At 66.2% G+C, this 24762-nt stretch carries 24 protein-coding genes; 12 read left to right on the plus strand and 12 right to left on the minus strand.

The window, feature by feature from the left end; genetic code table 11:
- Nucleotides 1-9 precede the first annotated feature (9 nt).
- Complete coding sequence (scpA, locus tag QU595_RS04365; RefSeq protein WP_315919426.1) at nt 10-2127, minus strand: methylmalonyl-CoA mutase; 2118 nt, start codon at nt 2125-2127, stop codon at nt 10-12.
- Nucleotides 2127-3566, minus strand: coding sequence for a methylmalonyl-CoA mutase subunit beta (locus QU595_RS04370; RefSeq protein ID WP_315919428.1), 1440 nt, complete (start codon nt 3564-3566; stop codon nt 2127-2129). Before QU595_RS04370 ends, scpA begins: the two co-directional genes overlap by 1 nt.
- 200 nt (nt 3567-3766) lie before the next feature.
- Between QU595_RS04370 and QU595_RS04375 the strand changes: the two genes are divergently transcribed.
- On the plus strand, nt 3767-5263 hold the full coding sequence (locus tag QU595_RS04375; protein ID WP_315919430.1) for a DUF853 domain-containing protein: 1497 nt from the start codon (nt 3767-3769) through the stop codon (nt 5261-5263).
- A gap of 67 nt (nt 5264-5330) precedes the next feature.
- Here QU595_RS04375 and QU595_RS04380 read toward each other — a convergent pair whose 3' ends face one another.
- The gene (locus tag QU595_RS04380) at nt 5331-6134 is read right to left on the minus strand and encodes a L,D-transpeptidase (RefSeq protein ID WP_315919432.1); all 804 of its coding nucleotides are present in this window, start codon (nt 6132-6134) and stop codon (nt 5331-5333) included.
- A 207-nt stretch (nt 6135-6341) separates the two neighbouring features.
- The gene (locus QU595_RS04385) at nt 6342-7004 is read right to left on the minus strand and encodes a haloacid dehalogenase type II (protein WP_315919433.1); all 663 of its coding nucleotides are present in this window, start codon (nt 7002-7004) and stop codon (nt 6342-6344) included.
- A 161-nt stretch (nt 7005-7165) separates the two neighbouring features.
- Between QU595_RS04385 and QU595_RS04390 the strand changes: the two genes are divergently transcribed.
- The 4 genes from QU595_RS04390 to QU595_RS04405 all read left to right on the plus strand — a co-directional run bounded on the left by QU595_RS04390 (nt 7166) and on the right by QU595_RS04405 (nt 10362).
- Nucleotides 7166-8044, plus strand: a complete 879-nt coding sequence (locus QU595_RS04390) for a branched-chain amino acid aminotransferase (protein ID WP_315919435.1) — start codon at nt 7166-7168, stop codon at nt 8042-8044.
- A gap of 136 nt (nt 8045-8180) precedes the next feature.
- Nucleotides 8181-8789, plus strand: a complete 609-nt coding sequence (locus QU595_RS04395) for a superoxide dismutase (RefSeq protein WP_315919436.1) — start codon at nt 8181-8183, stop codon at nt 8787-8789.
- A 185-nt stretch (nt 8790-8974) separates the two neighbouring features.
- A complete protein-coding gene (locus QU595_RS04400; protein WP_315919438.1) occupies nt 8975-9412 on the plus strand; it encodes a c-type cytochrome in 438 nt (145 codons plus the stop codon).
- Nucleotides 9412-10362, plus strand: a complete 951-nt coding sequence (locus tag QU595_RS04405) for a cytochrome c (RefSeq protein ID WP_315919440.1) — start codon at nt 9412-9414, stop codon at nt 10360-10362. Before QU595_RS04400 ends, QU595_RS04405 begins: the two co-directional genes overlap by 1 nt.
- A gap of 167 nt (nt 10363-10529) precedes the next feature.
- Here QU595_RS04405 and QU595_RS04410 read toward each other — a convergent pair whose 3' ends face one another.
- Nucleotides 10530-12644, minus strand: coding sequence for a S9 family peptidase (locus QU595_RS04410; RefSeq protein ID WP_315919442.1), 2115 nt, complete (start codon nt 12642-12644; stop codon nt 10530-10532).
- Nucleotides 12645-13053: 409 nt separating this feature from the next.
- Here QU595_RS04410 and QU595_RS04415 point away from each other — a divergent pair, with 409 nt between their 5' ends.
- Nucleotides 13054-13479, plus strand: a complete 426-nt coding sequence (locus tag QU595_RS04415) for a MucR family transcriptional regulator (RefSeq protein WP_315920698.1) — start codon at nt 13054-13056, stop codon at nt 13477-13479.
- Between the two features lie 15 nt (nt 13480-13494).
- Here the strand turns inward: QU595_RS04415 and QU595_RS04420 are convergent, their stop codons facing one another.
- Nucleotides 13495-13872: a hypothetical protein gene (locus QU595_RS04420; protein WP_315919444.1), complete on the minus strand. Its 378-nt coding sequence runs from the start codon at nt 13870-13872 to the stop codon at nt 13495-13497.
- A gap of 212 nt (nt 13873-14084) precedes the next feature.
- On the opposite strand from QU595_RS04420, the gene QU595_RS04425 reads away from it, so the two are divergent.
- Both QU595_RS04425 and QU595_RS04430 read left to right on the plus strand, forming a co-directional pair.
- On the plus strand, nt 14085-14495 hold the full coding sequence (locus QU595_RS04425; protein ID WP_315919445.1) for a helix-turn-helix domain-containing protein: 411 nt from the start codon (nt 14085-14087) through the stop codon (nt 14493-14495).
- A 23-nt stretch (nt 14496-14518) separates the two neighbouring features.
- Nucleotides 14519-15298: a DUF6456 domain-containing protein gene (locus QU595_RS04430; RefSeq protein WP_315919446.1), complete on the plus strand. Its 780-nt coding sequence runs from the start codon at nt 14519-14521 to the stop codon at nt 15296-15298.
- 24 nt (nt 15299-15322) lie between these two features.
- Here the strand turns inward: QU595_RS04430 and QU595_RS04435 are convergent, their stop codons facing one another.
- Nucleotides 15323-15748, minus strand: a complete 426-nt coding sequence (locus tag QU595_RS04435; RefSeq protein ID WP_315919447.1) for a SufE family protein — start codon at nt 15746-15748, stop codon at nt 15323-15325.
- A gap of 159 nt (nt 15749-15907) precedes the next feature.
- Complete coding sequence (locus QU595_RS04440; protein WP_315919449.1) at nt 15908-16243, minus strand: DUF5330 domain-containing protein; 336 nt, start codon at nt 16241-16243, stop codon at nt 15908-15910.
- A gap of 490 nt (nt 16244-16733) precedes the next feature.
- Between QU595_RS04440 and QU595_RS04445 the strand changes: the two genes are divergently transcribed.
- The 3 genes from QU595_RS04445 (at nt 16734) to QU595_RS04455 (ending at nt 19812) form a co-directional block, all read left to right on the plus strand.
- The gene (locus tag QU595_RS04445) at nt 16734-18536 is read left to right on the plus strand and encodes a HAMP domain-containing sensor histidine kinase (protein ID WP_315920700.1); all 1803 of its coding nucleotides are present in this window, start codon (nt 16734-16736) and stop codon (nt 18534-18536) included.
- Nucleotides 18511-19281: a peptidoglycan-binding domain-containing protein gene (locus tag QU595_RS04450; RefSeq protein ID WP_315919451.1), complete on the plus strand. Its 771-nt coding sequence runs from the start codon at nt 18511-18513 to the stop codon at nt 19279-19281. Before QU595_RS04445 ends, QU595_RS04450 begins: the two co-directional genes overlap by 26 nt.
- Before the next feature lie 183 nt (nt 19282-19464).
- The gene (locus tag QU595_RS04455; protein ID WP_315919453.1) at nt 19465-19812 is read left to right on the plus strand and encodes a DUF1491 family protein; all 348 of its coding nucleotides are present in this window, start codon (nt 19465-19467) and stop codon (nt 19810-19812) included.
- On the opposite strand, the gene QU595_RS04460 is transcribed toward QU595_RS04455, so the two are convergent.
- Complete coding sequence (locus QU595_RS04460; RefSeq protein WP_315919455.1) at nt 19799-20794, minus strand: hypothetical protein; 996 nt, start codon at nt 20792-20794, stop codon at nt 19799-19801. The two genes, QU595_RS04455 and QU595_RS04460, sit on opposite strands and share 14 nt — an antisense overlap.
- Nucleotides 20795-20971: 177 nt before the next feature.
- Here QU595_RS04460 and QU595_RS04465 point away from each other — a divergent pair, with 177 nt between their 5' ends.
- Nucleotides 20972-21166 (plus strand): hypothetical protein, encoded by a 195-nt coding sequence (locus QU595_RS04465; protein ID WP_315919457.1) that lies wholly within the window; start codon nt 20972-20974, stop codon nt 21164-21166.
- Between the two features lie 78 nt (nt 21167-21244).
- Here QU595_RS04465 and QU595_RS04470 read toward each other — a convergent pair whose 3' ends face one another.
- From QU595_RS04470 to QU595_RS04480, 3 genes are all read right to left on the minus strand, one after another.
- Nucleotides 21245-21796: a DUF1254 domain-containing protein gene (locus tag QU595_RS04470; RefSeq protein WP_315919458.1), complete on the minus strand. Its 552-nt coding sequence runs from the start codon at nt 21794-21796 to the stop codon at nt 21245-21247.
- Nucleotides 21789-22373 carry a DUF1214 domain-containing protein gene (locus QU595_RS04475; RefSeq protein WP_315919459.1) on the minus strand — a complete coding sequence of 195 codons (585 nt, stop codon included), beginning with the start codon at nt 22371-22373 and terminating at the stop codon, nt 21789-21791. Before QU595_RS04475 ends, QU595_RS04470 begins: the two co-directional genes overlap by 8 nt.
- A gap of 82 nt (nt 22374-22455) precedes the next feature.
- Nucleotides 22456-24612: a PBP1A family penicillin-binding protein gene (locus tag QU595_RS04480; protein WP_315919461.1), complete on the minus strand. Its 2157-nt coding sequence runs from the start codon at nt 24610-24612 to the stop codon at nt 22456-22458.
- Nucleotides 24613-24762 lie beyond the last annotated feature (150 nt).

The raw sequence follows: 24762 nt of genomic DNA on the forward strand, positions 1-24762 counted from the left end.
GCTTGTGCCCTAGGCCAGCAGCCGTTCCATCAGCCGCTCCGCCGCTTCCGGGATCACGGTGCCGGGCGGGAAGATGTCGGTCGCGCCTGCCTTGCGCACCGCCTCGAAATCCTGCGGCGGGATGACGCCGCCGGCCACGATCAGGATGTCGTCGCGGCCGAGCTTCTTCAGCGCCTGCTTCAGTTCCGGGATCATCGTCAGATGCCCGGCGGTGAGCGAGGACGCGCCGACGATGTGCACGTCGTTGTCCACCGCCAGCCTGGCGATCTCTTCGGGCGTCTGGAACATGGCGCCGACCGTCACGTCGAACCCCAGGTCGGCGAAGGCGGTGGCGATCACCTTCTGGCCACGGTCATGGCCGTCCTGGCCCATCTTGGCGATCAGGATGCGCGGCTTGCCGCCCGTCTTCTTCTCGAAGGCAGCCAGTTTCTCCTCGAGCCGTCCGACCCCGGGATTCTCGCCCAGTTCCTTGCGGTAGACGCCTGAAATGGTCTGGATCGAGGCCACATGGCGGCCGAACGTCTTCTCCAGCGCCAGCGAGATTTCGCCGACGGTGGCCTTGGCCCGTGCCGCGCGGATGGCGAATTCGAGCAGGTTGTCGTCGCGCTGCGCCGCCCTGGTCAGCGCGTCGAGCGCGCTTTCCACGGCGGACACGTCGCGGGTGCCCTTGAGCTGCTGCAGCTTCGACAATTGCCGGGCGCGCACCTCGGCGTTGTCGATCTTCAGCACGTCCACCTCGATGTCGCGCCCGGGGCGATAGGCGTTGACGCCCACCAGCATCTGCTCGCCCGAATCGATGCGCGCCTGCGTGCGCGCCGCCGCTTCCTCTATGCGCAGCTTGGGAATGCCCTTTTCGACGGCGGCCGCCATGCCGCCCAGCTTTTCGATCTCCTCGACATGCGCCATGGCGCGCGCGGCGAGGTCGTGCGTCAGCCGCTCGACATAGGCCGAGCCGCCCCAGGGATCGATGATACGGGTGGTGCCGCTTTCCTTCTGCAGCACGATCTGCGTGTTGCGGGCGATGCGCGCCGAATGGTCGGTGGGCAGCGCCAGCGCCTCGTCGAAGGAATTGGTGTGCAGCGACTGCGTGTGACCCTGCGTGGCCGCCATCGCCTCGATCATGGTGCGCATGATGTTGTTGTAGGGGTCCTGCGCCGTCAGCGACCAGCCGGAGGTCTGCGAATGGGTGCGCAGCGACAGCGAGCGCTGGTCCTTCGGCGAAAAATTCTTCTGCATGAGCTGCGACCAGATCAGCCGCGCGGCGCGCAGCTTGGCCACTTCCATGAAGAAGTTCATGCCGATGGCCCAGAAGAAGGAGAGGCGCGGCGCGAACTTGTCGATGTCGAGGCCCGCCGCCACCCCGGCGCGGGCATATTCGATGCCGTCGGCGATGGTGTAGGCGAGTTCGAGGTCCGCCGTCGCCCCCGCTTCCTGCATGTGGTAGCCGGAAATCGAGATGGAGTTGAACTTCGGCATGTTGCGCGAGGTGTAGGAGAAGATGTCCGACACGATCCGCATCGAGGGCCTGGGCGGGTAGATATAGGTGTTGCGGACCATGAACTCCTTGAGGATGTCGTTCTGGATGGTCCCGGCGAGGTCCTTCTGCGCCACGCCCTGTTCCTCGGCCGCCACGATGTAGAGCGCCAGGATCGGCAGCACCGCGCCGTTCATGGTCATGGAGACGGTCATCTCGTCGAGCGGAATGCCGTCGAAGAGCTGGCGCATGTCGAGGATGGAATCGATCGCCACGCCGGCCATGCCGACATCGCCCGCCACGCGCGGATGGTCGCTGTCATAGCCGCGATGGGTGGCGAGGTCGAAGGCGATCGAAAGGCCCTTCTGGCCGGCGGCGAGGTTGCGCCGATAGAAGGCGTTCGATTCCTCGGCCGTGGAAAATCCCGCATATTGCCGGATCGTCCAGGGTTGCTGCACATACATGGTGGGGTAGGGGCCGCGCAGGAAGGGCGCCATGCCCGGCCAAGTCTCGAGGTTCGGAAGGCCGGTAAGGTCCGCCTCGCCGTAGAGGCGCTTGACCTCGATGCCTTCCGGGGTCTTCCACGTTCCGGCGGCCGTTTCGGGCGCCATATGCGCCGCCGACCACGCCATGCGGCTGAAATCGGGGATCATCAGGCGTCTCCCGCAACCAACTCGTCGAGCCGTACAGGCCGCATCGTCTCGCAGAACACCACGCCTTCGGTCGGGTCGGGCCGCCGCTCGGCCGCCAGCGTTTCGACCGGCGCTTCCGTTTTCAGGGGATGCAGGGTCGTGCCGACGATGACGCGCCTGCCCGAGCGGTAGGCTTGCGCCCGCTCCTCGCGCGCCGCCTTGACGCGACGCTGGATGTGCCCGTCGCGCAGGCTGGCCAGCACGCCGCCTTCCTGTTCGATCCGGCCGAACTCGCGCCATGCCGCCTCGCACAGCCCCTCCGTCAGGGCTTCCACGCCGCCGGCGCCGAAGGCCGGATCGGCAACGTGGTCGAGATGGCTTTCGCGCGCCATCACCAGTTGCGTGTTGCGCGCGACGCGGCGGGCGAAGCCGGCCGGCAGCCCGTGCGCGACGGTGTGCGGCAGCACGGCGATGGAATCGGCGCCGCCGACGGCGGCGGCGAAGCCGGCGATGGTGGTGCGCAAGATATTGGTCTCGGGGTCCTTCGCCGCCATCATGCGATAGGAGGTCTCGGCGTGGACATAGGTGGGCGAGGGCGGGATGGAGCAGGCCTCCAGCACGCGCGCCCAAAGCCGGCGCAGCGCCCTGATCTTGGCGATGGACACGAACTGGTCCTGGTCGACGCTCAGCGCGAAGCCGATATGCGGCGCGGCATAGATCAGCGCCTGCCGGGCCGTTTCGAACAGTTTGAGATAGAAGGCGGCCGAAGCCAGCATGATGCCCAGTTCCTGCGCCTCGGTGGCGCCGGCATTATGGTAGACGCGGCCGTCGGCCTCGAGCAGGGTGCCCGGCACGCCCATGGCGAAGAAATGCGCCAGAGACTGCGGCATCGAGGCTTCCAGCGCCTCGATCGACATGCGCAGCCGTCCCGTGCCGGCGAAGATCGCCGCCGGGTCGATGCCGAAGGACAGGCTGAGCCGCGCCGGATCGACGCGCCGGCTGCCGATCAGCCCGACCAGCCAGTCGGCCATGGGCCGGCTCCAGGGGTGCACGTCGATGCGCAGATGGGTCTGGTTGAGCGGCACGTCCTTGAGCAGCCGCTCCAGCGTCGCCGCCTCCGTCGGCAGCCCGTAGCCGAAGGCGTTGGGCGCGCCCTGGAACACCAGCGACAGGCCGGTGGCGCCCTGCGCCAGGTCTTCCGCCACCTGGGCGGCGGCGCGCTCCACGTCTGTGTCGTCGATGCGCTGGCTGACGATCCAGGGCTGGCCGGGATTCGCCCTGAGGCTGTGGCCGCGACCCTGCGCGCGCTCGTAGAGCGGTTCGATGCGCAGGCCGTCGTCGGTATGGGAAACCAGCTTGTCCTCGAAGGAGGCGCCCGCCAGCGCCTTCTCGGCCAGCGCGAGCCATTTCGCCCGCCCGGCATCATCGGTCGCGCTGCTCTTGTCCTCGGTTTTGCTCAAGGCTTCGGCCTCATTGCATAGTCTCCCTTGGCGGCCGCACCAGCCTTGGGAAGACACTCTAAGGGCCCTTCGTCCATACCGCAATGCAACAGAAGTGGCGCTCGCCAACTTGCGGCATCGATTTCGCGGCGGCATTCTGTAGCTGCAACCATTCCAGGTTGAGCAGATTACAGAACAGGTTTGTGGAGACATCAGGACCGATGGCCGACGACGCGAGCATTTTCCTTGGCGCCAGCCGCAAACCGGACGACAGCTACCAGCGCCCGGAGAAGTTGCTGCTGAAATACGGCAACCGGCACGGTCTCGTCACCGGCGCCACCGGCACCGGCAAGACGGTTTCGCTGCAGATCATGGCCGAGGGGTTCTCGGATGCCGGCGTGCCGGTGTTCTGCGCCGACGTGAAGGGCGACCTGTCCGGCATCGCCATGAAGGGCGCCGCACAGGATTTCCTGCTGAAGCGCGCCGAGCAGGTGAAACTCACGCCCTATGATTTCCAGGACTTCCCGGTGATCTTCTGGGACCTGTTCGGCGAGCAGGGGCATCCCATCCGGGCCACGGTGTCGGAAATGGGGCCGCTGCTCCTGTCGCGGCTGATGAACCTGACCGAAGCGCAGGAAGGCGTCATGAACATCGCCTTCCGCATCGCCGACGAGGACGGGCTCCTGCTCCTCGACATGAAGGATTTGCAGGCGCTGCTCGCCCACATCGCCGAGCGCGCGACCGAGATCGCGGCGCGCTACGGCAATGTGACGAAGCAGTCCGTCGGCGCCATCCAGCGTTCGCTGCTGATCCTGGAGCAGCAGGGCGGCGCGCATTTCTTCGGCGAGCCGGCCCTGCGCATCAACGATCTGATGCGCACCGCGCGCGACGGGCGCGGCGCCATCAACGTGCTGGCGGCCGACAGGCTGATGAACAATCCGCGCCTCTACGCCACCTTCCTTCTGTGGCTGATGTCGGAACTGTTCGAGCAGCTGCCCGAGGTGGGCGATCCCGAAAAGCCGAAACTGGTGTTCTTCTTCGACGAGGCGCATCTGCTGTTCGACGACGCGCCCAAGGCGCTGGTCGAGCGGGTCGAGCAGGTGGTGCGGCTGATTCGCTCCAAGGGCGTCGGCGTCTATTTCGTCACCCAGAACCCGCTGGACGTGCCCGAAACCGTGCTCGCCCAGCTCGGCAACCGCGTGCAGCACGCGCTGCGCGCCTATACGCCGCGCGAGCAGAAGGCGGTGCGCACCGCCGCCGAGACCTTCCGGCCCAACCCCGATTTCGACTGCGCCAAGGCCATCACCCAGCTCGCCACCGGCGAGGCGCTGGTTTCGACGCTGGAGGAAAAGGGCGTGCCCTCCATGGTGCAGCGCACGCTGATGCGCCCGCCATTCTCGCGCATCGGGCCGATCACGCCGCAGGAGCGCGGCCAGGTCATGGCGCAAAGCCCGGTGGCCGGCCAGTACGACCAGGCGATCGACCGCGAATCGGCTTTCGAGATGCTGCAGAAGAAGGCCTCGGAAGCTCAGGCCGGGGCGCAGGGCGGATCGGGCTGGACCTTGCCGGATTTCGGCGGCGGCTCCAGGGGCGGCCGCTCCTCCAACCGCCAGACCGTGACCGAAGCCGCGATCAAGTCGGTCGTGCGCTCGGTCGGCTCCTCGCTCGGCCGCGCCATCGTGCGCGGTATCCTCGGCGGTTTTTCGCGCGGGCGCTGACCGCGAGCAGGTCCTTGCAACGAGGGGAAGGGCGCTCGATCGGAGCGGAGCGCCCTTCAGTTTCTGGTCAGAACCAGGAATCGTCCTGCGAAGAATCCGGCACGCCGGCATCCATGGGGATGGCCTTGTGGTAGCCCTGCGCGGCCACCGGCTCGCCGAGCCCGGACGTCACCAGCACCGGCGTCTTGTTGGGCACGCGGTCGTAGAGGTCGATGATGTCCTGGTTCAGCAGGCGCACGCAGCCCGAGGACACGGACTTGCCGATCGAACTCCATTCCGGCGAGCCATGCAGGCGATAGAGCGTGTCCTGGCCGTTCTCGAACAGGTAGAGCGCGCGCGCGCCAAGCGGGTTCATCAGTCCGGGCGGCATGCCGCCGTTGCGCACGCTGTATTTTTCAAGCTCGGGCTGGCGCGCCACCATCTCGTCCGGCGGGGTCCATTTCGGCCACTTCTTCTTCCATTGCACCACCGCGTTGCCGGACCATTCGAAGCCGGCACGGCCGAGGCCGACGCCGTAGCGCAGCGCCTGGCCGTTACCCTGCACCAGATAGAGGTGATGGCCGGTGGTGTCGACGACGATCGATCCGGGCTTCGCGCCGGTCGGGTCCTGCACATATTGCCGCAGGAACTCCTTCTTGATCTTGCGCCACGGCACGGCGGGGATCTCGAAGCCTTCGTCGGTCACCGGCCCGTAGATGGTGTCGTAATCCATCATGTCCGGTTCGGGCGCGGGCGGCGGACCGTAGTCCACGGGCGGCTGGCTTCGGATGGTGGTGCAGGCGGAAACGGCGACCGAAGCCGCGCCGAGGGCCGCGAAATTGAGCAGGCCGCGGCGGTTCAGGCGGGAGGAAAAGGGCGGATGCTTGGACATGTGGGGACTTTTCTCGGACGGGAGATCGAAACGAAAACGCGGAAAGTCGCGTCTCCGCTATAACGGCGTAGGGCGATAGGCGTTGCCGATTTTGGCCTTAAAGTGGACAAACAAAGGCGGGGCCGTGATGCTTTTGCCACTGTTGCCATTATGCAACTGTCCCTTTCCGGCCCGTCAGCCGCTCGTCAGCCGCCTGTCAGCCGCCTGTCAGCCGCTCGTCAGCAGCCCTTCCAGCGAGGGCAGGATCAGGTTCGGCGGCAGGTCGCCATATTCGTCCGGCTGGGCCGTGCGGTTGATCCAGACCGTGCGGAAACCCGCCTTCGTGGCCCCAGCCACGTCCCAGCGGTTGGACGACTGGAAGGAAACCGCCTCGGGATAGAGCCGCCATGAGGTGGCGACGAGGTCGTAGACCGCCGGATCGGTCTTGAAGCGCCGCACGGTGTCGACCGAGAACACGTCGTCGAGGATCTGGTCCAGCGCGGCCGACTTCACCGCCGATTGCAGCATCGCCGGCGAACCGTTGGACAGGATCGCCAGCCGCGCGCCGGAGGCCTTGAGCGCCTTCAGCACGGACGGCACCTCCGGATAGCAGTCCAGTTGCCAATAGGCTTCCAGCAGTTGCGTGCGCAGCGCGGGATCGACGGAAGGCACCTTGGCCAGCGCGAAATCCAGCGACTGCTCGGTCAGCTGCCAGAAATCGGCATAGGCGCCCATCATGGACCTGACCCAGGAATATTCGAGCTGCTTGGCGCGCCAGATCTCCGACAGGAACTGGCCGTCGGGACCGATGGCGCCGGCATGGCGGCGCACCGCGGCGTGCACGTCGAACAGGGTGCCGTAGGCGTCGAAGACATAGGCTGCGTGTTGCATGGCGCAAGTTTTGGAGCCTGACCGCCCCGCGTGCAAGCGGCGATTGTCCGCGAATTGGTCGCTGGACCAACAAATCCGCCATGCGCAGGTTGACGCATCGCGCTAAACCATTGTCCAATGAATGGAATTTCCCGGATTTTGAATCGGAACGGATCGGAAAGATGACACTGGCGGCGGCCGCGCAATCGGCGACATGGACCTATGTGGACGGCGACTGGTACGAGGGCAATGTCGCCCTGATCGGACCGCGCAGCCATGCCATGTGGCTGGGCTCGACCGTGTTCGACGGCGCCCGCTGGTTCGAGGGCGTCGCGCCCGACCTCGATCTTCATTGCGCGCGGGTGAACGCGTCCGCGCTGGCGCTCGGGCTCCACCCCACGATGGCCGCGCAGGACATCGCCGCGCTGACCCTAGAAGGCCTGAAGCGATTCGACGGCCGCACGGCGGTCTATGTGCGGCCGATGTATTGGGCCGAGCATGGCGGCTATATGGGCGTGCCGGCCGATCCCGCCTCCACGCGCTTCTGCCTCTGCCTCTACGAATCGCCGATGCTTCCGCCCGAAGGCTTCTCGATCACCGTGTCGCCGTTCCGGCGCCCGACCATCGAGACCATGCCGACCAACGCCAAGGCCGGCTGCCTCTATCCGAACAACGGGCGCGCGATACTGGAAGCCAAGTCGCGCGGTTTCGACAACGCGCTGGTGCTCGACATGCTGGGCAACGTCGCCGAGACCGGCTCGTCCAACATCTTCATGGTCAAGGACGGCCATGTCTTCACCCCCGCCGCGAACGGCACGTTCCTGTCCGGCATCACGCGCTTGCGCACCATTTCGCTGCTCGGCGACTACGGCTTCCGCACCATCGAGAAGACGCTGTCGGTGCGCGACTTCCTGGAGGCGGACGAGATTTTCTCCACCGGCAACCATTCCAAGGTCGTGCCCGTCATCCGCATCGAGGATCGCGAACTTCAGCCCGGCCCGGTCGCACGCAAGGCGCGCGAGCTTTATTGGGAGTGGGCGCATTCGACTTCGCCGGTTTGAACCGGCACAATGCTTCCTTGGAGCCGTGAAACGCTCTAAAGGAACCGCGCGTCGCTGCCGGAGTTGTTGCCCCGGGACGACCCGGACCTATCTTAGACCGGTGACCACACCGGATTTCCATGAGGGAGTATGATCCATGGCTTTTGAATTGCCCGCTTTGCCGTACGACTACGAGGTGCTTCAGCCCTACATGTCGAAGGAGACGCTCGAGTATCACCACGACAAGCACCACAAGGCCTACGTGGACAACGGCAACAAGCTGGCCGCGGAGGCCGGCATCGACGCCAGCAACGCCAACATCGAACAGGTGGTGAAGGACTCCTTCGGCAAGAACGCCGGTCTGTTCAACAATGCCGCCCAGCACTACAACCACATCCATTTCTGGAAGTGGATGAAGAAGGGTGGCGGCGGCAACAAGCTGCCGGCCAAGCTGCAGAAGGCGATCGACAGCGACCTCGGCGGCTACGACAAGTTCAAGGCCGATTTCGCCAATGCCGGCGCGACCCAGTTCGGCTCGGGCTGGGCCTGGCTTTCGGTGAAGAACGGCAAGCTGGAAATCTCCAAGACCCCGAACGGCGAGAACCCGCTCGTCCATGGCGGCAAGCCGATCCTGGGCGTCGACGTCTGGGAACACTCCTATTACATCGACTACCGCAACGCGCGGCCGAAATATCTCGAAGCCTTCATCGATAATCTCATCAACTGGGATTACGTGCTGGAGATGTACGAGAAGGCCTCGGCCTGATCCTGCGCGGCTTCGCCGCGAAAGCCCCGGCTCGGCCGGGGCTTTTTTTGTGCGCGCTACGGTTATAAAATCTCGTTCACGCAACCGTGAGGAGAAAAGCGGGAATTTTTTCGCCACCTTTCTCGTTCACGTAACATTGATCATCCATACTCGTCTTTGTTCCCCCAACCATGGAGCCCTACGGAATGAGAAAGCTCATACTTGCCATCTCGGTGCTCGCGCTTGGCGCTTCGGTTGCCCAGGCAGACGTCGTCAAGGAGCGCGAGGCGCTGATGAAGGAGCGCGGCAAGCTGGTCGGCAGCCTCGCCAAGGTGGTGAAAGGTGAGCAGGAGTTCGACGCGGCCGCGGTGCTGACCGCGCTGAAGGCGCTCGAGGCGAACGCCGAAAAGACCGACATCGAAGCCCTGTTCCCGGCCGGCTCCGACACGGGCGACACCGAGGCTTCGCCCAAGATCTGGGAAGACATGAACGGCTTCAAGGCCGCGGAGGAAAAATATCTCCAGGCCACCAAGGCCGCGTCCGCGGCGGCTCCGGCCGACGTCGATGCGCTGAAGGCGCAGGTCGGCGCGATCGGCAAGAGCTGCGGCGGCTGCCATGAGACGTTCCGGCTGAAGAAGAGCTGATGCCCCTGGCGAAAAAGATCGGCCTCACCGTCGTTGTTCTGGCGGTGGCGGCCGGTGGCGCCGGGTGGGTGCTGTCGGCGCCGGCGAAGCTCGACGACGCGACGCTGGCCGAAATCAAGCCGGGCGACGCGGAGCGCGGCAGGCGCATCTTCTTTGCGGGCGGCTGCGCCTCCTGCCATGCCAAGCCGAAGGCCGAGGGCGACGAGCGCTTCAAGCTCGGCGGCGGCGTCGAACTGAAGACCGCCTTCGGCACCTTCGTCGCGCCCAACATCTCGCAGGACAAGCAGGACGGCATCGGCGCCTGGTCGGTCGGTGACCTCGCCAATGCCATGATGGCGGGCGTCTCGCCCACCGGCCAGCACCTCTATCCGGCCTTTCCCTATACGTCCTATGCGCGCATGAAGCCGGCGGACATCGCCGATCTCCATGCTTTCCTGAAGACGCTGCCGGCCGTGGCGGGCAAGGCTCCGGACCACCGGCTGGGCTTCCCCTTCAATATCCGCAGGGGGCTCGGCCTTTGGAAACTGCTCTATCTGGACCGCAAGCCCGTGGTCGATTTCCCGGCCGGCGCGCCTGAAACTGTCGAGGCCGGCAGGTATCTGGTCGAAGGTCCGGGCCATTGCGGCGAATGCCATACTCCGCGCGATTCCACCGGTGGCCTGAAGAAGCCCGAATGGCTTGCAGGCGCGGTGGCGGCCGAAGGCAGCGGCGTCGTGCCGAACATCACGCCGGGGCAGGGCGGCATAGGAAACTGGTCGGCCGGAGACATCGCCGGCTATCTGGAGACCGGCTTCACGCCGGAATTCGATACGGTGGGCGGCGCCATGGTCGACGTGCAGAAGAACATGGCGGAACTGACGCCGGAAGACCGCGCGGCGATCGCAGCCTATCTCAAGGCCGTGCCCGCGCATCCGAACGGCTACCCGGCGAAGAAACCGGCCACGAACTGACCGGGCATTTCATTGCTCGTCATCCCCGCCAGGAATGAGCGAAGCCGGAGATGGCGGGGAGTGGGCCCACGATAGAGCTATTGTGCTCTGCGTCACCCCCTCTGCCCGGCAGGGCAGAGGGGGGCGGCGGAGTACGGCCTCAACGATGATCGTCAAACGGATTTTCGCTATCGAACCGTCGTTTGCGTCCCGCCCGCCACCTTCAGCGCGAAGGCATAAGTGTAGGCGATCTCTTCCAGCCGCGAGAAGCGCCCCGAGGCGCCGGCGTGGCCCGAATCCATGTTGATGCGGAATAGGACCGGATTGCTGCCGGTCTTGAGTTCGCGCAGCCGCGCCGCCCATTTGGCCGGCTCCCAATAGGTCACGCGCGGATCCGTGAGGCCGGCGACGGCGAGGATCGGCGGGTAGTCCAGCGCGCCGACATTGTCGTAGGGCGAATAGGCCGCGATGGTGCGGTAATCGTCCGCCGAGGCGATCGGGTTGCCCCATTCGGGCCATTCCGGCGGCGTCAGCGGCAGCGTCGCGTCCAGCATGGTGGTCAGCACGTCCACGAAGGGCACCTCCGCGACGATGCCGCCGAAGGCCTCCGGCGCCATGTTGGCCACCGCGCCCATCAGCATGCCGCCGGCCGAGCCGCCCTGCGCCACGATGCGGTCATGCGCGGTATAGCCTTCCCTGACCAGGAAGCGCGCCACCGCGATGAAGTCCTTGAAGGTGTTCTCCTTCTTCGCCCGCTTGCCGTCCTCGTACCAGGCGTAGCCCTTGTCCTTGCCGCCGCGGATGTGGGCGATGGCATAGACGAAGCCGCGATCGACCAGCGACAGGCAATTGGTGTTGAAGGCCGCCGGAATGGTGATGCCGTAGGAGCCGTAGCCGTAGAGCAGGCATGGCGCCGAGCCGTCGAGCGGCGTGTCGGCGCGGTGGAGCAGCGACACCGGCACCAGTTCGCCGTCCGCGGCCGGCGCCATCAGCCTGCGGGTGACGTAGCGGTCCGGATCGTGGCCGGAGGGCACCTCCTGCGTCTTGAGCAGCCTGCGCTCGCGCGTGCGCATGTTGTAGTCGAAGAGCTGCGCCGGCGTGGTCATCGAGGAATAGGTGAAGCGCATCTCCTCCGTATCGTATTCGTAGGAGCCCGAAAGGCCGAGCGAGAACGCCTCCTCCTCGAAGGAGATGACATGCTCCTCGCCGCTCGCCCGCTCGCGCACGACGATGCGCGGCAGGCCGTCCCTGCGCTCCAGCCGCACCAGGAAATGCCTGAACGCCAGTATGGACAGGATCAGCCGTCCCGGCTCGTGCGGCACCAGTTCCTTCCAGTTGGCGCGTGCCGGATCGGAGGCCGGCGCGGTCATGATCTTGAAGTCCTTGGCGCCGTCGGCATTGGTCAGCACGAAGAAGACGTCGCCGCCTTCCTCGAGATCGTATTGCAGGCCGGTCTCGCGCGCCGCCACCAGCTTCGGCTCGGCGGAAGGGTCGGCCGCGCTGAGGATGCGGTATTCCGAGGTCTCGTGGTCGTTGATGCCGATCAGGATCCACTCGTTGGAGCGCGTGCCGCCGACATTCATGAAGAAGCCGGGATCGGTCTCCTCATAGACCAGCCTGTCCTTTGCCGGGTCGGTTCCGACGGCATGGAAGTACAGTTTCGACGGGCGGTGGTTGGGGTCGAGCCGAGTGTAGAAGAAACCGTCCGAATCCGCCGTCCATGCGCCCGAGCCGCCGGTGTCGGAAACCGTCTCGGCAAGGTCGCCGCCGTCCTCGAGGTTACGCACGCATAGCGTGTAGAATTCCGAGCCCTTGTCGTCGAACGCCCACAGCAGGCGGCGATGGTCGGGTGAATGGTCGATGCCGCCGAGGCGGAAATAGGCCTTGCCAGAGGCTTCCGCGTCGCCGTCCAGCAGGATCGCCTCCGCGCCGCCCTCGCGCGGGGTGCGGAAATAGCGCGGCTGCTCGCCGCCCAGCCGGAAGGACGAACCGTAGGCAAAAGGCCCGTCCTTCATCGGAACGGAGGAATCGTCCTCCTTGATGCGGCCCTTCATCTCGGAAAACAGCGTCTTTTGCAGGTCGGCGGTGTCGGCCATCAGCTCGGCCTGGTAGCGGTTCTCCGCCTCCAGATGCGCCCGGATCCGCGGATCGAGCACCGAGGGGTCGCGGAAGACCTCCTGCCAGTTGTCGGCCCGCAGCCACGCATAATCGTCGGTGCGGGTGACGCCGTGGTGCGTGTCCGAGGCCGGATGCCTGGCGGCCCGGGGAGCCTCTGCGGTAGGAAACGGCGCTGGTCTGGTCATCGGTCTTTCCGGATTGGGACGCTGGATGGCATGAATGAACATGGCCGGCGCTTCAGTTCAAGGCCGAAGCCTCGGTCCCGCCGCGCAACCCGGCTTCTCGCCGGCCGGGCCCCTGCCGGGCATCAACTATGCTTGCTGAAACTTCGATTATAGTGAAACGGGCCGCAGGTGATGCTTGGGTATCATAACGTTTAAGTTGTATGGCTTTTTAAGTTCCAGAATTGATAGGTCAATATATCTTCGGAAATGGTAATTCTAACCAACTGGTGAATTGACTTAACGATTAAGCAGGTTCATTAAATGCCGTGTGATACGAATCGTGGGCTTCAGACCCACTACAAAATCGCGCGATGTCCGTTCCATGAAGATCGGGCATGACAACCATAATCATCGTTGGGGCCTGAAAACCATGGAAGTCGCCGAAACACCTGCCAGAAACAGTGACATGCTGATCGAGCTTACCGCCGATGTGGTGGCAGCCTATGTCAGCAATAATCCGGTTCCCGTCGGAGAGCTGCCGAATCTCATCGCCGACGTGCATTCCGCCTTGGGCAGGGTGGGCGGCTCGACGGAGCAGCCCGCGGTCGACAAGCAGAAGCCTGCGGTCAACCCCAAGCGCTCCGTCCACGACGAATATATCGTCTGCCTTGAGGACGGTAAGAAGTTCAAGTCGCTGAAGCGCCACCTGATGACGCACTACAATATGACGCCCGACCAGTATCGCGAGAAGTGGGGCCTGGACGCCAACTATCCGATGGTCGCGCCGAACTATGCCGCCGCGCGCTCGCAACTGGCCAAGAAGATGGGGCTCGGCCGCAAGCGCAAGACCCGCTGAGCCCGATCCGGCCTTTCAGGGTCCGACATTCGACGGCGCCTCAGGGCGCCGTTTGTGTTTTTGCTGTCGTTCCTGCGCCTGGGCATGGCGGCGCGAGGTTGTTTTGCCGCCGGCGGAACAGCCGGTTCCGCGCAGCCTGTCGAGGAACTGCTTGAGCGCGATGTGGCGGTTGAGATCGTAGCTCCAGTGGCGCCGCATCCCCTTGAGCCTTTCGCGCTCGATCACGCGCTCCACGCGGCGGATGAGATGCTCCCGCTGTTCGGCCGTCGTGTCCAGCGCCCGGTCGAGATCGATGCCGCAGGACAGGCTGGCCGCCGCGATCTGCCGGCTGTGCGCCGCCCATTCCTGTTTTTCCGTCCTGAAGGCGCTCGCTTCCTGTTCCAGTCGATGCATGGTCCGTCTCGTCTTTGCAAGGGATGAGACCGAACTATCGATCGCCCCGGCGGGGCGGGGAGCCAGCGGCAGGAAATTTTTCCCACGGCAAATAATAAACTCTGTGAAAACAATGGGTTGTAGAGAAACCGGTCGTCTGCAAGTTCTTTATTTGTTCACACATTGGGGCTTGGTGAATATAAGGAACATATTCCTAATTTGGAGGGCGTTCCGTGAAGGCATCCTGTCTCGAACCACCTGCCGGCCTGGCCGAAGATGCGGTGCATCCGCCCGACCGGTTCCGTCCGACCCCGAAGCGGCATGACGAGATCGCGCTGGAATTATGCGAGTGTCTGATCGACATCGTCGCGGCCGTGTTCTCGGTCTCCAGCAAGGAACTGCGCCGGGCCAGCAGGAGCTCAGCACCGGTCACGCGGGTGCGCCAGATCGCCATGTATGTCGCCCATGTCGTGCTGCGGTTGTCGCAGCGCGAGGTGGGAAACGGCTTCGGCCGCGACCGCACCACCGTCGTTCATGCCTGCCGGGTGATCGAGGACATGCGCGACGATCCCGAATTCGACCGGGTGGTTGCGATGGTGGAAGGCGTCGCCCAGGCGGCGTTTCGAGGGAGAATCGGGCTTTGAGGCGGCGGGACGGAGCGATTTCCATGGAAAACGGCCAGCGCGTGCTGCGCTTCCTGGCTTCGGGCCCGGCCTCGCTGCGCCCGGCCGCCGCCGGTGGCAGGCTTCTGCTGGAAGCGGAAGAACGCGGCGCGATCGCGATCGAAGAACACGTTCTGGAGAAGATGGTCGGGCAGGGCGTGGTGGTCAGGGCTTCGCACAGCGTCGCGCTGTCGGGGACCGGCGCCGCGCTGGCGCGGCGGCTGGCGTCTTCCATGGCCGGGCAGGGTGGGCGCGACCTGCAGCTGGTGACGGTGGAAGGCGGGGCCGGCCCCGCCGCAGCCCTGGCCAATCTGTCGGAATCGCCGCTCGCCCAGCTTATGCGCCGCAAGGGCAGGGACGGCCGGCCGTTCCTAGCGATCCGCGAGTTCGAGGCGGGCGAGCGCCTGCGCGCGGACTACACGCGCGGCCAGATCATGCCGCGGCTGGGGGCGAACTGGGTCGCCTCCGTGGCGTCCGGCCGCCGTGCCGACGGCGGCGGCATGGCCGAGCTTACGGACGCCGCGCTCGGTGCCCGCCGGCGCGTCGACAAGGCCATCGAGGCCGTCGGCCCGGAGCTTGCCGGCGTGCTGGTCGACGTCTGCTGCTTCCTGAAGGGCCTCGAACAGGTCGAGATGGAACGGGGCTGGCCGGTGCGCTCGCCCAAGATCGTGCTGAAGACGGCGCTGGGAGTGCTGGCGCGGCACTATTTCCCGCAGGAGAACTCGGCCCGCCGCGCGAAGCCGCTGCACTGGGGCGCCGAGGATTACCGACCCAGCATCTGCTGATCCCGGATTGCAGGCCGTCTGGCGTCAGGCGGTCTGCATCGCGGTTTCGGCGTCGCGGCGGATGCGCTTGACCATGGAGCGCAGGCCGTTGGCGCGCTGCGGCGAAAGATGTTCGTCGAGACCCAGCGCCTTCAATGTCTCCTCGGCGTCGGCCTTGAGGATTTCGCTGGCCCGCCTGCCGGAAAACAGCGCCAGCATCACCGCCACCAGCCCGCGCACGATATGCGCGTCCGAATCGCCCTGGAACGTCAGCACCGGGTCGCTGTCCTGCCCGATCGAGGTCGTCAGCCAGACCTGGCTGACGCAGCCGGGCACCTTGTTGGCCGGTATGCGCTCGTCGTCCGGGAAGGCGGGCAGCGCCTCGCCCAGCTCGATCAGATAGCGATAGCGGTCCTCCCACTCGTCGAGCAGGGAAAAGTCGTCGCGGATTGCCTCGATCGTCGCAGCCATGCCGCCGATATAGTCATGCCGCGCGGCCACGTCACGGAAAAAGAAAAAACACCGCAGGCGCCGAGAGGAAGCGCGCCTGCGGTGGTGCCACTCGAAAGGGGCAGGGAAGAGAAACTGTCAGTTCTGCCGGACGTCGGCGTGCGGGAGCACCGTCTGTGCCTACTGCCGGTCCTTGGGCGCCGGCTGCGGCACCGGAATGGTGCCGGTGGCGGTCGCGTCGGTGCCGGATGCGCCTTCGCTGTCCAGCATCTCGGCCGCGATCTTGGCCGTCTCCCTGGCCCGGGTGGAGATCGTGTGCATGGCCGACTTGCCGGTTTCGCAGACTTCCGGCTTGCGTTCGCAGATGCCGGCGATGTCCCCGACCGCTTCACGCGCGGCCAGCAGGGCCTGCAGCGGGCTGACGGCGTCGCGTCCCGACGCGTCCGTGCCGATGTTCAGCGGCAGCATCAGCAACACCAGGGAAAACCAGAAAGCGGTTCTGATCAGGAAGCCCATGTGTTCGTCCTCTCGTCGTGACCGGGCTGCCTCTTTGCGGGCGGCCTCGTTTCGTTGCTGGCGACAATGACATGCCTGTTCAAAGGACGGCTTTCTTCGGGGCCGACAATTTTCCTCAAATTTTAGGCAAATCCGCAAGCTTCGCTTTTGAATTTGATGCCGTTCGAATGCGGGGAAACTTCTTAGGCAAGGGCTAACCACGTAACTTGCTGATTTTGCTGGACCCGGTTCGGCGGCGTCTTTTCGGGCATTGGAATCAAACCCGGCCGCCGCGGCTAACCCGCCGTTTACTATGGCCGCAATCGGTCCGGCGACAGCGGCGGAAGGCGCAAAAATGCGCCCGGAACCGCGCGGATATCGCGCCGCTTTATTCATTCCTTAAAGGCTGGATGCGAGTTTCGGGATAACCAAAATCGATCTGCGAAGCAGACGGATGTGAGTGCGTTGCGTGAACTCGAGTGCGACCGGATACGTTGACCTGACCGACGCCATGGCCGCCGGCTGCGCGCGTCTCGTCCATCCTTCCGTCACCGGAGAGGGCGAACGCCGCAGCCAGCGCCGCTTCATCGGCGTCATGCTGGCCGCGCCTTTGCTGGCTGTCGGCGCCTGCGTGGCGCTGGTCACGGCCAGCCTCGGCGCGGATGTCACGCTCGCGGCGATCTTTTCCATCTTCGGTCTTTGCTGGTTCCTGGCGCTGCTCGTCACCGCGACCGGCCGCCTCGTGCCAACCGGGGCCCTGGCGCTGGCGGCTGCGGCTGCGGGGCTGGCCGGCCTCGTCGCGGCAGCCGGCGGCCCGGCATCGCCGGTCATGCTGCTGGCGGCGGCGCTGCCGGTCGAGGCCTATTGGGTCGGCGGATCGCGCCGCGCCGCGCTGTGCGGCCTGCTGGCCGCCGCGGCCGGCCTTGCCGCGCAGTTCTTTCTTGCGCCGCTGTGGCCGGCTGCCCAGCCCGCCGCATGGCACTGGCTCGTGCCGCTGGCCTGGGGGGCGACGCTGCTGCCGCGCCTGGGGCATTTCCGCGATTCGGCCTCCGGGGAGGATGAGCCGCCGGCCGAGCAGGGGCTGGAAGAGGTGATCGACGGGGTCGTCTTCCGCTTCGCCTCCAATGGCGAGGTGCTGGAAGGGTCGGGCAAGGCGAGATCGGTGCTGAAGCTGGCGCCGGAGCTTCTTGCCGGCACCGGCCTGTTCGACCGCGTTCATCTGTCCGACCGGTTGCCCTATCTCACCGCGCTGGCCGACATGCGCGAGGGCGCGGACATGCGCAAGGTGGAGCTGCGCATCCGCCTGCCGAAGGCCGAGCCGGGCGCCGCCGGAGACAATTACCGGCCTTTCGTGCTGGAATTCATGGCCGTCGCGGGGCAGGCGGGGGCGGAAAACGCCTTCATCGGCCTGCTGCGCGAGAACGACCAGCTCGTCGAGCTGCGCGCGGCGCTGGCCAAGGCGAGGGAGGCGGCTTCCGGCGCCGAAGTGGCCAAGAGCCGCTTCCTGGCCGCCGTCAGCCATGAGCTGCGCACGCCGCTCAACGCCATCATCGGCTTCTCCGACATGCTGCTGAACGAGATGTTCGGCGGCTTCAGCGATCCGCGCCAGAAGGAATATGTCGGCCTGGTGCGCGATTCGGGGCATCACCTGCTCGACGTGGTGACGTCCATCCTCGATGTCTCGCGCATCGAGGCCGGCGCCTACACGGCCGAACCCGAGCCGTTCCATTTCGCCGAAGCCGTGGAGATGTGCCGTTCCATGATGGCCGTGCAGGCCGAGACGCGCCATATCGAATTGACGTCGAACGTGTCGGCCGACTGCGGCGAGATCAACGCGGATCGCCGCGCGGTCCAGCAGATCCTCATCAACCTGGCGTCCAACGCGATCAAGTTCACGCCCGATGGCGGCAAGGTGTCGATCGGCGCGCAGCGGGTCGGCTCGCGGCTGCATTTCTGGGTCAGCGACACGGGCATCGGCATCGCCGAGGAGGATCTGGACAAGCTCGGCAAGCCGTTCATGCAGATACAGAGCGACTATACGCGCCGCTTCGCGGGAACCGGGCTCGGCCTTTCGCTGGTGAAGGGGCTGGTCGCCCTGCACGAAGGCACCATGTCGGTGGAAAGCGCTCCCGGCAGGGGCACGAGGGTGACGATCAGCCTGCCGGTGGAAGGCCCGCGCTCGGGGCCGAAGGAAGGCGCCGGGGAGGAGAAGTCGGTCGTGCTGCCGCTGTCGTCCGGCTCTTCGGCCCAGGCGTCTTCGGACCACGCAGCCAGGAGGGAGGCGCGGCATGGCCCGTTCCGCAAAGCGGGCTAAAGCCCGCAAGCGGCGCCGCAATGCCTTCCAGTCCGGCGCGATCGCACTGGGCGGCATGATCGCCAGCAACCCCGTGCTGGTCGGCGGCTCGACCGCTTTCATGGTGACGCTGTTCTACGTGTCGGCCAACGCGCTCTGGTATCAGCCTTTCCCGCATACCGGCGCCTTTTTCGCCACGCGCAGCCTGCAAAGTTTTCCGGCCCGGCAGTCGAGCGAGCCGGTGACCACGATCAACATCGAGCGGCCCGCGGAAGTGCCCGTGCCCACGGCGGCACCCGCGCCCGCGCATCGCGACGCCACGGTGGAACAGGTGCAGGGCATCCTGAAGGACCTCGGCTTTTATCAGGGCACGGTCGACGGCGTTTCCGGCCCGGCCACGCAGGCCGCCATCACCTCCTACCAGCACAAGGTCGGCATAGCCGCCAGCGGCGCGATCGACGACACGCTTTTGGAACAGCTCGGCGCCATTCCGAAAACCGCTTCGGTGCCGCCCAGGCCCGCGCCGCGTCCGGACACGTCCAGCGCCGCGCAACCGGCGCCGGCGCAAGGCGCGGACCAGCGCATCATCAAGATCCAGGCCGGCCTGAAGGCCTTCGGCAACAACGACATCAAGCTGGACGGCGTCATCGGCGCGCGCACCAAATCCGCCATCCGGGAATTCCAGGCCCTGTTCGGTCTGCCCGAGACGGGCGAACCCGACGAGCTCACCTATAACAAGATGCGCGAGACCGGCCTTACCAACTGAGGTCCTGCCCGCAAATGCGTGAGGACGAGCTGCGGCTGGCGATCCCCACGCTTCCGCTGCCCACGCGCTTTCATGCGCGCCGGGCGCCGGTTCCCGACACCGGCATATTTCCGGACACGCTCCGGGCGCCACTCGCCGCGCGGCCCATTCCCGTCTATTCATGCCCGGCAACGGGAATTTGTCATGCGCGTCACCACCGATTTCTGGGTCTCCGCACTCATCCGCCGCGTCTTTGCGTCCTCCGGTTTCGCCGCCGTGGTCGATCGCGGCGCGACCGAGGCGGGCGCGGTGTTCGTCACGGTCCGCGATCGCATGGGGCAGGTCACGCTCTACGGGCCCGCGCCGCAGACCAGCTATGACGACGCCCAGCCGGACGAGCGCTTTTTCAGCCTGCTGGAGGAGAGCGCCGACGCGGAGGCGGTGGACGCCCGCCTTGCCCGCGAGAGGCGGTTCGATCCGGACATATGGGTCGTCGAGATCGAGGCCGGCACGGTGCCGGTCGAGGAGCTTCTGGCGATCAGGACGCCTTGAAGGCCTTGGCGCCGGGCGGCGGGGCGGGCGCGTCGCCATTGGCCGTGGCCTGCCGCGCCATGCTGGCGGCGACGGATGTCGAACCGTCGCGCCATTGCCGCACCTGCTCCCGCGCGGCGTCGGGCTTCAGCATCCGGTAGCGGTCGAGGAACAGGCGTATGGCCTGCGGGTCCGGGAACAGCGCGGGGAAGGCGGCCACGGCGATCAGGAAGGCCTTGTCCTCGCCGAGTCCGAGGGCACGCAAGGCCGTCTGCAGGGGCGCGTAGTCTGCGCTGGAGACAAGGGCGTGCGCGGCCGGGAAGCCGATCCCCAGCGTGTCGGCCAGCACCGTCTGGAGCAGGGCCGCGTTGCCGGTCAAGGCCGTTTCGCGCAGCTTCGCATAGAGGCCCGTCCCTTTGGCGGGATTGGCGGCGCTCTGCCTGTCGTCGCGCCTGGCGTGCATCATGGCGCGCAATTGCCGGCGCACGTCCTCCGCCGTCGGGGCGGAGCCCGCATTCGCATCGGCCGGCGTCGAGAGGTCGAGCGCCACGACCTTGTCGCCGCCGATATCCTGCGCCCGCACCAGCGTCGGCTTTTCCATGACCCGGATGAGGTTGGCTATCGCCGCGTTCAGTCCCTTGCGCCGGGCGATCGCGCGCGCATGCGGCAGGCCGTGGCGGCCGATCAGGGCGATCAGGTCGATATCCGCCAGCGCCTTCGAGCGGATGAGCAGGGGAGCGGCGATGTCCACCGTCATTTCGCACAGCCGCCGGACCACTTCCACGGGCGCCTGCTCGCATTCGCACAGCGCCGCCGCCACGAAGCGCAGCGACTCGGTGGAAGCGCTGTCGAACAGCGGCAGCGCCAGATCCTCGAGCTGGGAGATTTCGCGGCGCGACGGGCGCGGCAGGGAGCAGAAGGCCGAAACGGCCGCGCGCAGCAGCCGGTCGCTTTTCCCGGATTCGGAGCGGATTGCGATGTGCCGGAAATCCGAGGAGGACACGAGTTTACGCCTACGCCTGCCATGCTACACGTCGGCCCGCCCCGACAGGAATGGAGCGGCTGCGACAAACATCAAACTAGAAGCGATCCGTTAGCGTTCCGTTAACTGTCTGGTGGCCTTAATCCTCTCTGGAGGCGTTGCGTTGTGCTCCGGGGCAACCGAGAGGAATACGCGAACATGGGCAGGGTACTGTCTTTCACGCCGCGTTCCGCGGCCGGCGGCCAGCCGCCGAGAACCTTCGATACCGCGGCTGCGGTCATCATATTTCCGGGCATCCGCTACGAGCGGCCGAAGGAGGGCGCCGACAGGGCCGACGGCAGCAAAGCCGCCGGCGCGCGGCCCGTCTTGCCGGGACCGGTGCCGAGGCACTGAATTTCCTCAGGGCGCGCGGGTAGGGCACCGGCTTTCCGGAAGATACGGCGCCGGAGGCCGGCCGGGGCGGCGAGGGGATCAGTCCTGTTCCTGCAACTCGCAGGAGCTTTGGGCGAAGAAGCGGTCGACCGCCGGCAGCCAGCTCGGATCGGGAACGAAAGCCCGGATGACGGCGATGCCTTCGCCGATGTCCGCCTCGACGAACACGGAGCCTTCCAGCCCTTCCGGCAGTTCCTTGCGCACCTCGGCCATCTGGGCGGGTGTCAGCACGATGGCGTTCAGGGCTCCGCCCGTCGCGCCGCGGTCGTTCAGCGAATAGACGTTGTGCCCGTTGCGGTCGTAGACGGAGAGCGACCAGAACGGCACCTGGCCCGGCGCCTTGACCTTGACCATGCCGTCGTCGAGATCGAAGCGGCAGGCGGCGGCGCGAAACAGCGGATCGACCGATTTCACTACCGGCGCTCCCCCGGTTTCGGACTTCAGCTCGGCCATCGTGTACAGCTCCGATTTCATCGACAGCCGCGACCAGGCATCGCGCTCGGAAAACTGCGGCACCAGCAAAAGCACGACGATGTGGACGATGCCCGCGCCCACGAGGCCGACCGCGATGGCGTGGAGCAGCCTACGCACCGCAGCGCCCCCTGACGATGCCGGGCAGGGTGACGTCGGAAAGCCCGGTGCTGCTGGCGATCGGCGTGTCGTAGAAGGTCAGCACGAAATAGAGCGCGCCGGAGCCCGGAACCAGCAGCCAGTTGCCCGGCGACGGGTTGCCGCCGACGGCGATGGCCGCGGAATTGTCCGGCTGGCGCAATATCTCGTAGGAATGCAGCGCAGCCGGCCGCGGCTTGCCGGTGGAGATGACGTCGAGCGACTGGTCGGCGGCGTAGAGGGTCCAGAACCGGGCGGTCGGGAACCGGCCCTTGATGGTGTAGGCGCATTCGCGCCGCAGCGGTTCGCCGCTGTCGTCGTGCTCCGCCACGAAGGCCAGCCCCTCGGCCCGCCCGAGCGCCAGCACGCCCTCGCGCGCCACCCGCGCCTGCGAATAGGGGTCGGCGCTTGGCGTGCCGATGTCGGGAAAGGCGGTCCAGGGGCCGATCCTGATGGCGCCGATGCCGCTCTGGGCGTCGAGCGCATACCAGACGCTGCCGCCGCCCAGGCCTATGGCTATGGCAAGCGCGACGAAGGTGAGGAACGCGTTTTTCAGCATGAAGACCGGCGGCGGGAACTGCGTTCAGCACATATCGCGAGGCGGCGGCGCATGACAAGGCGCCAGGTGGGAGATGTCGCCCTCAAAGCGCGGAAAGCGTCTGCGGTTCGGAAGGCGGCGACAGGGCGGGGGCGTTGCGGAACATCGTCGTCATGTCGCGCAGCGTCTGGGTGGTGCGGCCCGACAGCACCGGCGGCCGTTCCGCCGCAGCCTTCGCGGCCTCCTCCTCTGACTTCTTCTTTTCCGCCTCGTCGGCCTTGGCCGCGACCTCCTCGCTGACGAACGGATGGTCGATGCCGGGTATGGGCTTGAGGTCGATGTTCTGGTGGGCGTAGGCCATCAGGCGCTGCCACACCATGGCCGGCAGCGAGCCGCCGGTCATCTTGTTGGTGGGGCTGAAATCGTCGTTGCCCAGCCAGACGGCGGCGGTGTAGTTGCCGGTGAAGCCGACATACCAGGCGTCGCGGTAGGATTGGGTGGTGCCCGTCTTGCCGCCGGAAACGATGCCGGGCAGCGCCGCGCGGCGCGCGGTGCCGATCACCGGAACCTGGGTCAGCATGAAGTTCATGGAGCGCAGTGCCTGTTCCGACAGCACCCGGTGCGGCGGGGCAGCGTCCTTCGCCCAGTCATAGACCACCTTGCCGGTGTGGGTGACGAGCTGCGTGATGCCGTGGCGGGAGCCGACGAAGCCGTTCTGCGCGAATACGCTGTAGCCCGTGGCCTGGTCCATCACCGTCATGCCGGAGGTGCCGAGCACCATGGTCTTGTGCGATTCGAGCGGCGATTCCACGCCCATGGCCTCCGCCATCTTCTTGATCGGCGGGATGGAGAGGTAGTCCTTGGCAAGCCGGACCGGCACGGTGTTGATCGACCTGACGAAGGCGTTCAGCAGCGTGATCTTGCCGCCGAAGCCGCCGCTGTAGTTCTTCGGCGACCAGTTGCCCCAGCTCACCGCGCCCCCCGAAACCACCGAGTCCGGCGTGAAGCCGTGCTCCATGGCGGTCGCGTAGACATAGGGCTTGAAGGACGAGCCGGTCTGCCGCAGCGCCTTGGTGGCGCGGTTGAACTGGCTGGCGCCGTAGTCGCGTCCGCCGACGATGGCGCGCACGGCGCCGTTCGTCTCGATCACCACGATGGCGCCTTCGCTGACGTGATAGTCCTTGCCGAACTGGCGCAGGTGGAATTCCATCGATTCCTCGGCCGCCTTCTGGATGTTGGCGTCGAAGCTGGTATGCGCCACCAGCGAATGCGTGCCGGGCGGGGCGATGCGCTTGACCTCGTCGAAGGCCCAGTCGAGGAAATAGTCCGGGCTCTTGCGCTCGCCGCGGTCGACCACGTCGGCGGGGTGCAGCCGCGCCTCCAGCACCTGGCCCTCGGTCATGAAGCCGCTGTCGACCAGGTTGTTGAGCACCACATTGGCGCGGGCGCGGGCCGCCGGCAGGTTGATGTGCGGCGCATATTTGGTCGGCGCCTTGAACAGGCCCGCCAGCATGGCGGCTTCCGCGAGCGTCAGGTCCTTGACGCCCTTGCCGAAATAGAAATCGGCCGCCGCCTCGATGCCGAAGGTGCCGCCGCCCATGTAGGAGCGGTCGAGATAGAGCTGCAGGATCTCCTTCTTGGAGAGGTTGGCCTCCAGCCACAGCGACAGGAAGGCTTCCTTGATCTTGCGCTCCAGCGTGCGCTCGTTGTTCAGGAACAGGTTCTTGGCGAGCTGCTGGGTGATGCTCGAGCCGCCCTGCACCACCGAATTGGCCCGCACGTTCTGCGTCAGCGCGCGCACGAGGCCCAGCGCGTCGATGCCGTAGTGCTCGAAGAAGCGGCGGTCCTCGGTGGCGAGCACGGCCTTGATGACGTGGTCGGGCATCTGGTCCACCGGCACCGAATCGCGCTGGATGATGCCGCGCTGGCCGATCTCGTTGCCGTAGCGGTCGAGGAAGGTGACGGCGAAATCGTCCTGCGCGCGCCAGTCCCCGGCCGTGTCCTGGAAGGCGGGCAGCGCCAGCGCCAGCATGACCACGGACCCCGCCGCGCCCATGGTGAAGCCTTCGCTCAGCACCTCGATGATGCCGCGGCGCCAGCCTTTGACCCTGAACTTGCGCGAGAAGATGGTGGCCGTTTCCCAGAATTCGGCCGCCTTGAAGCGCAACTCGTAAAGGGTGGAATCGAGCCAGGCGTCGAGCGCCAGCAACCGCGCTGCGATCGGACCTCTCTTCTTTCTCGGCTCGGATGGGTTGGCCATGCGAAACTGTCCGACTGCGGCTCGACGCGATACATATATAAGGCCGGACCGGAGGATTTCCGGCGCAGAACGGCCCTTGTCTTTCATTTTACCGCACGTCTCAAGGAAAATCCCGCCTGCGCGGTTCCTCGCCGGAAAATCGGCAGGCAT

The organism is Mesorhizobium sp. SP-1A (assembly GCF_032460275.1).
GTDB lineage: Bacteria > Pseudomonadota > Alphaproteobacteria > Rhizobiales > Rhizobiaceae > Mesorhizobium.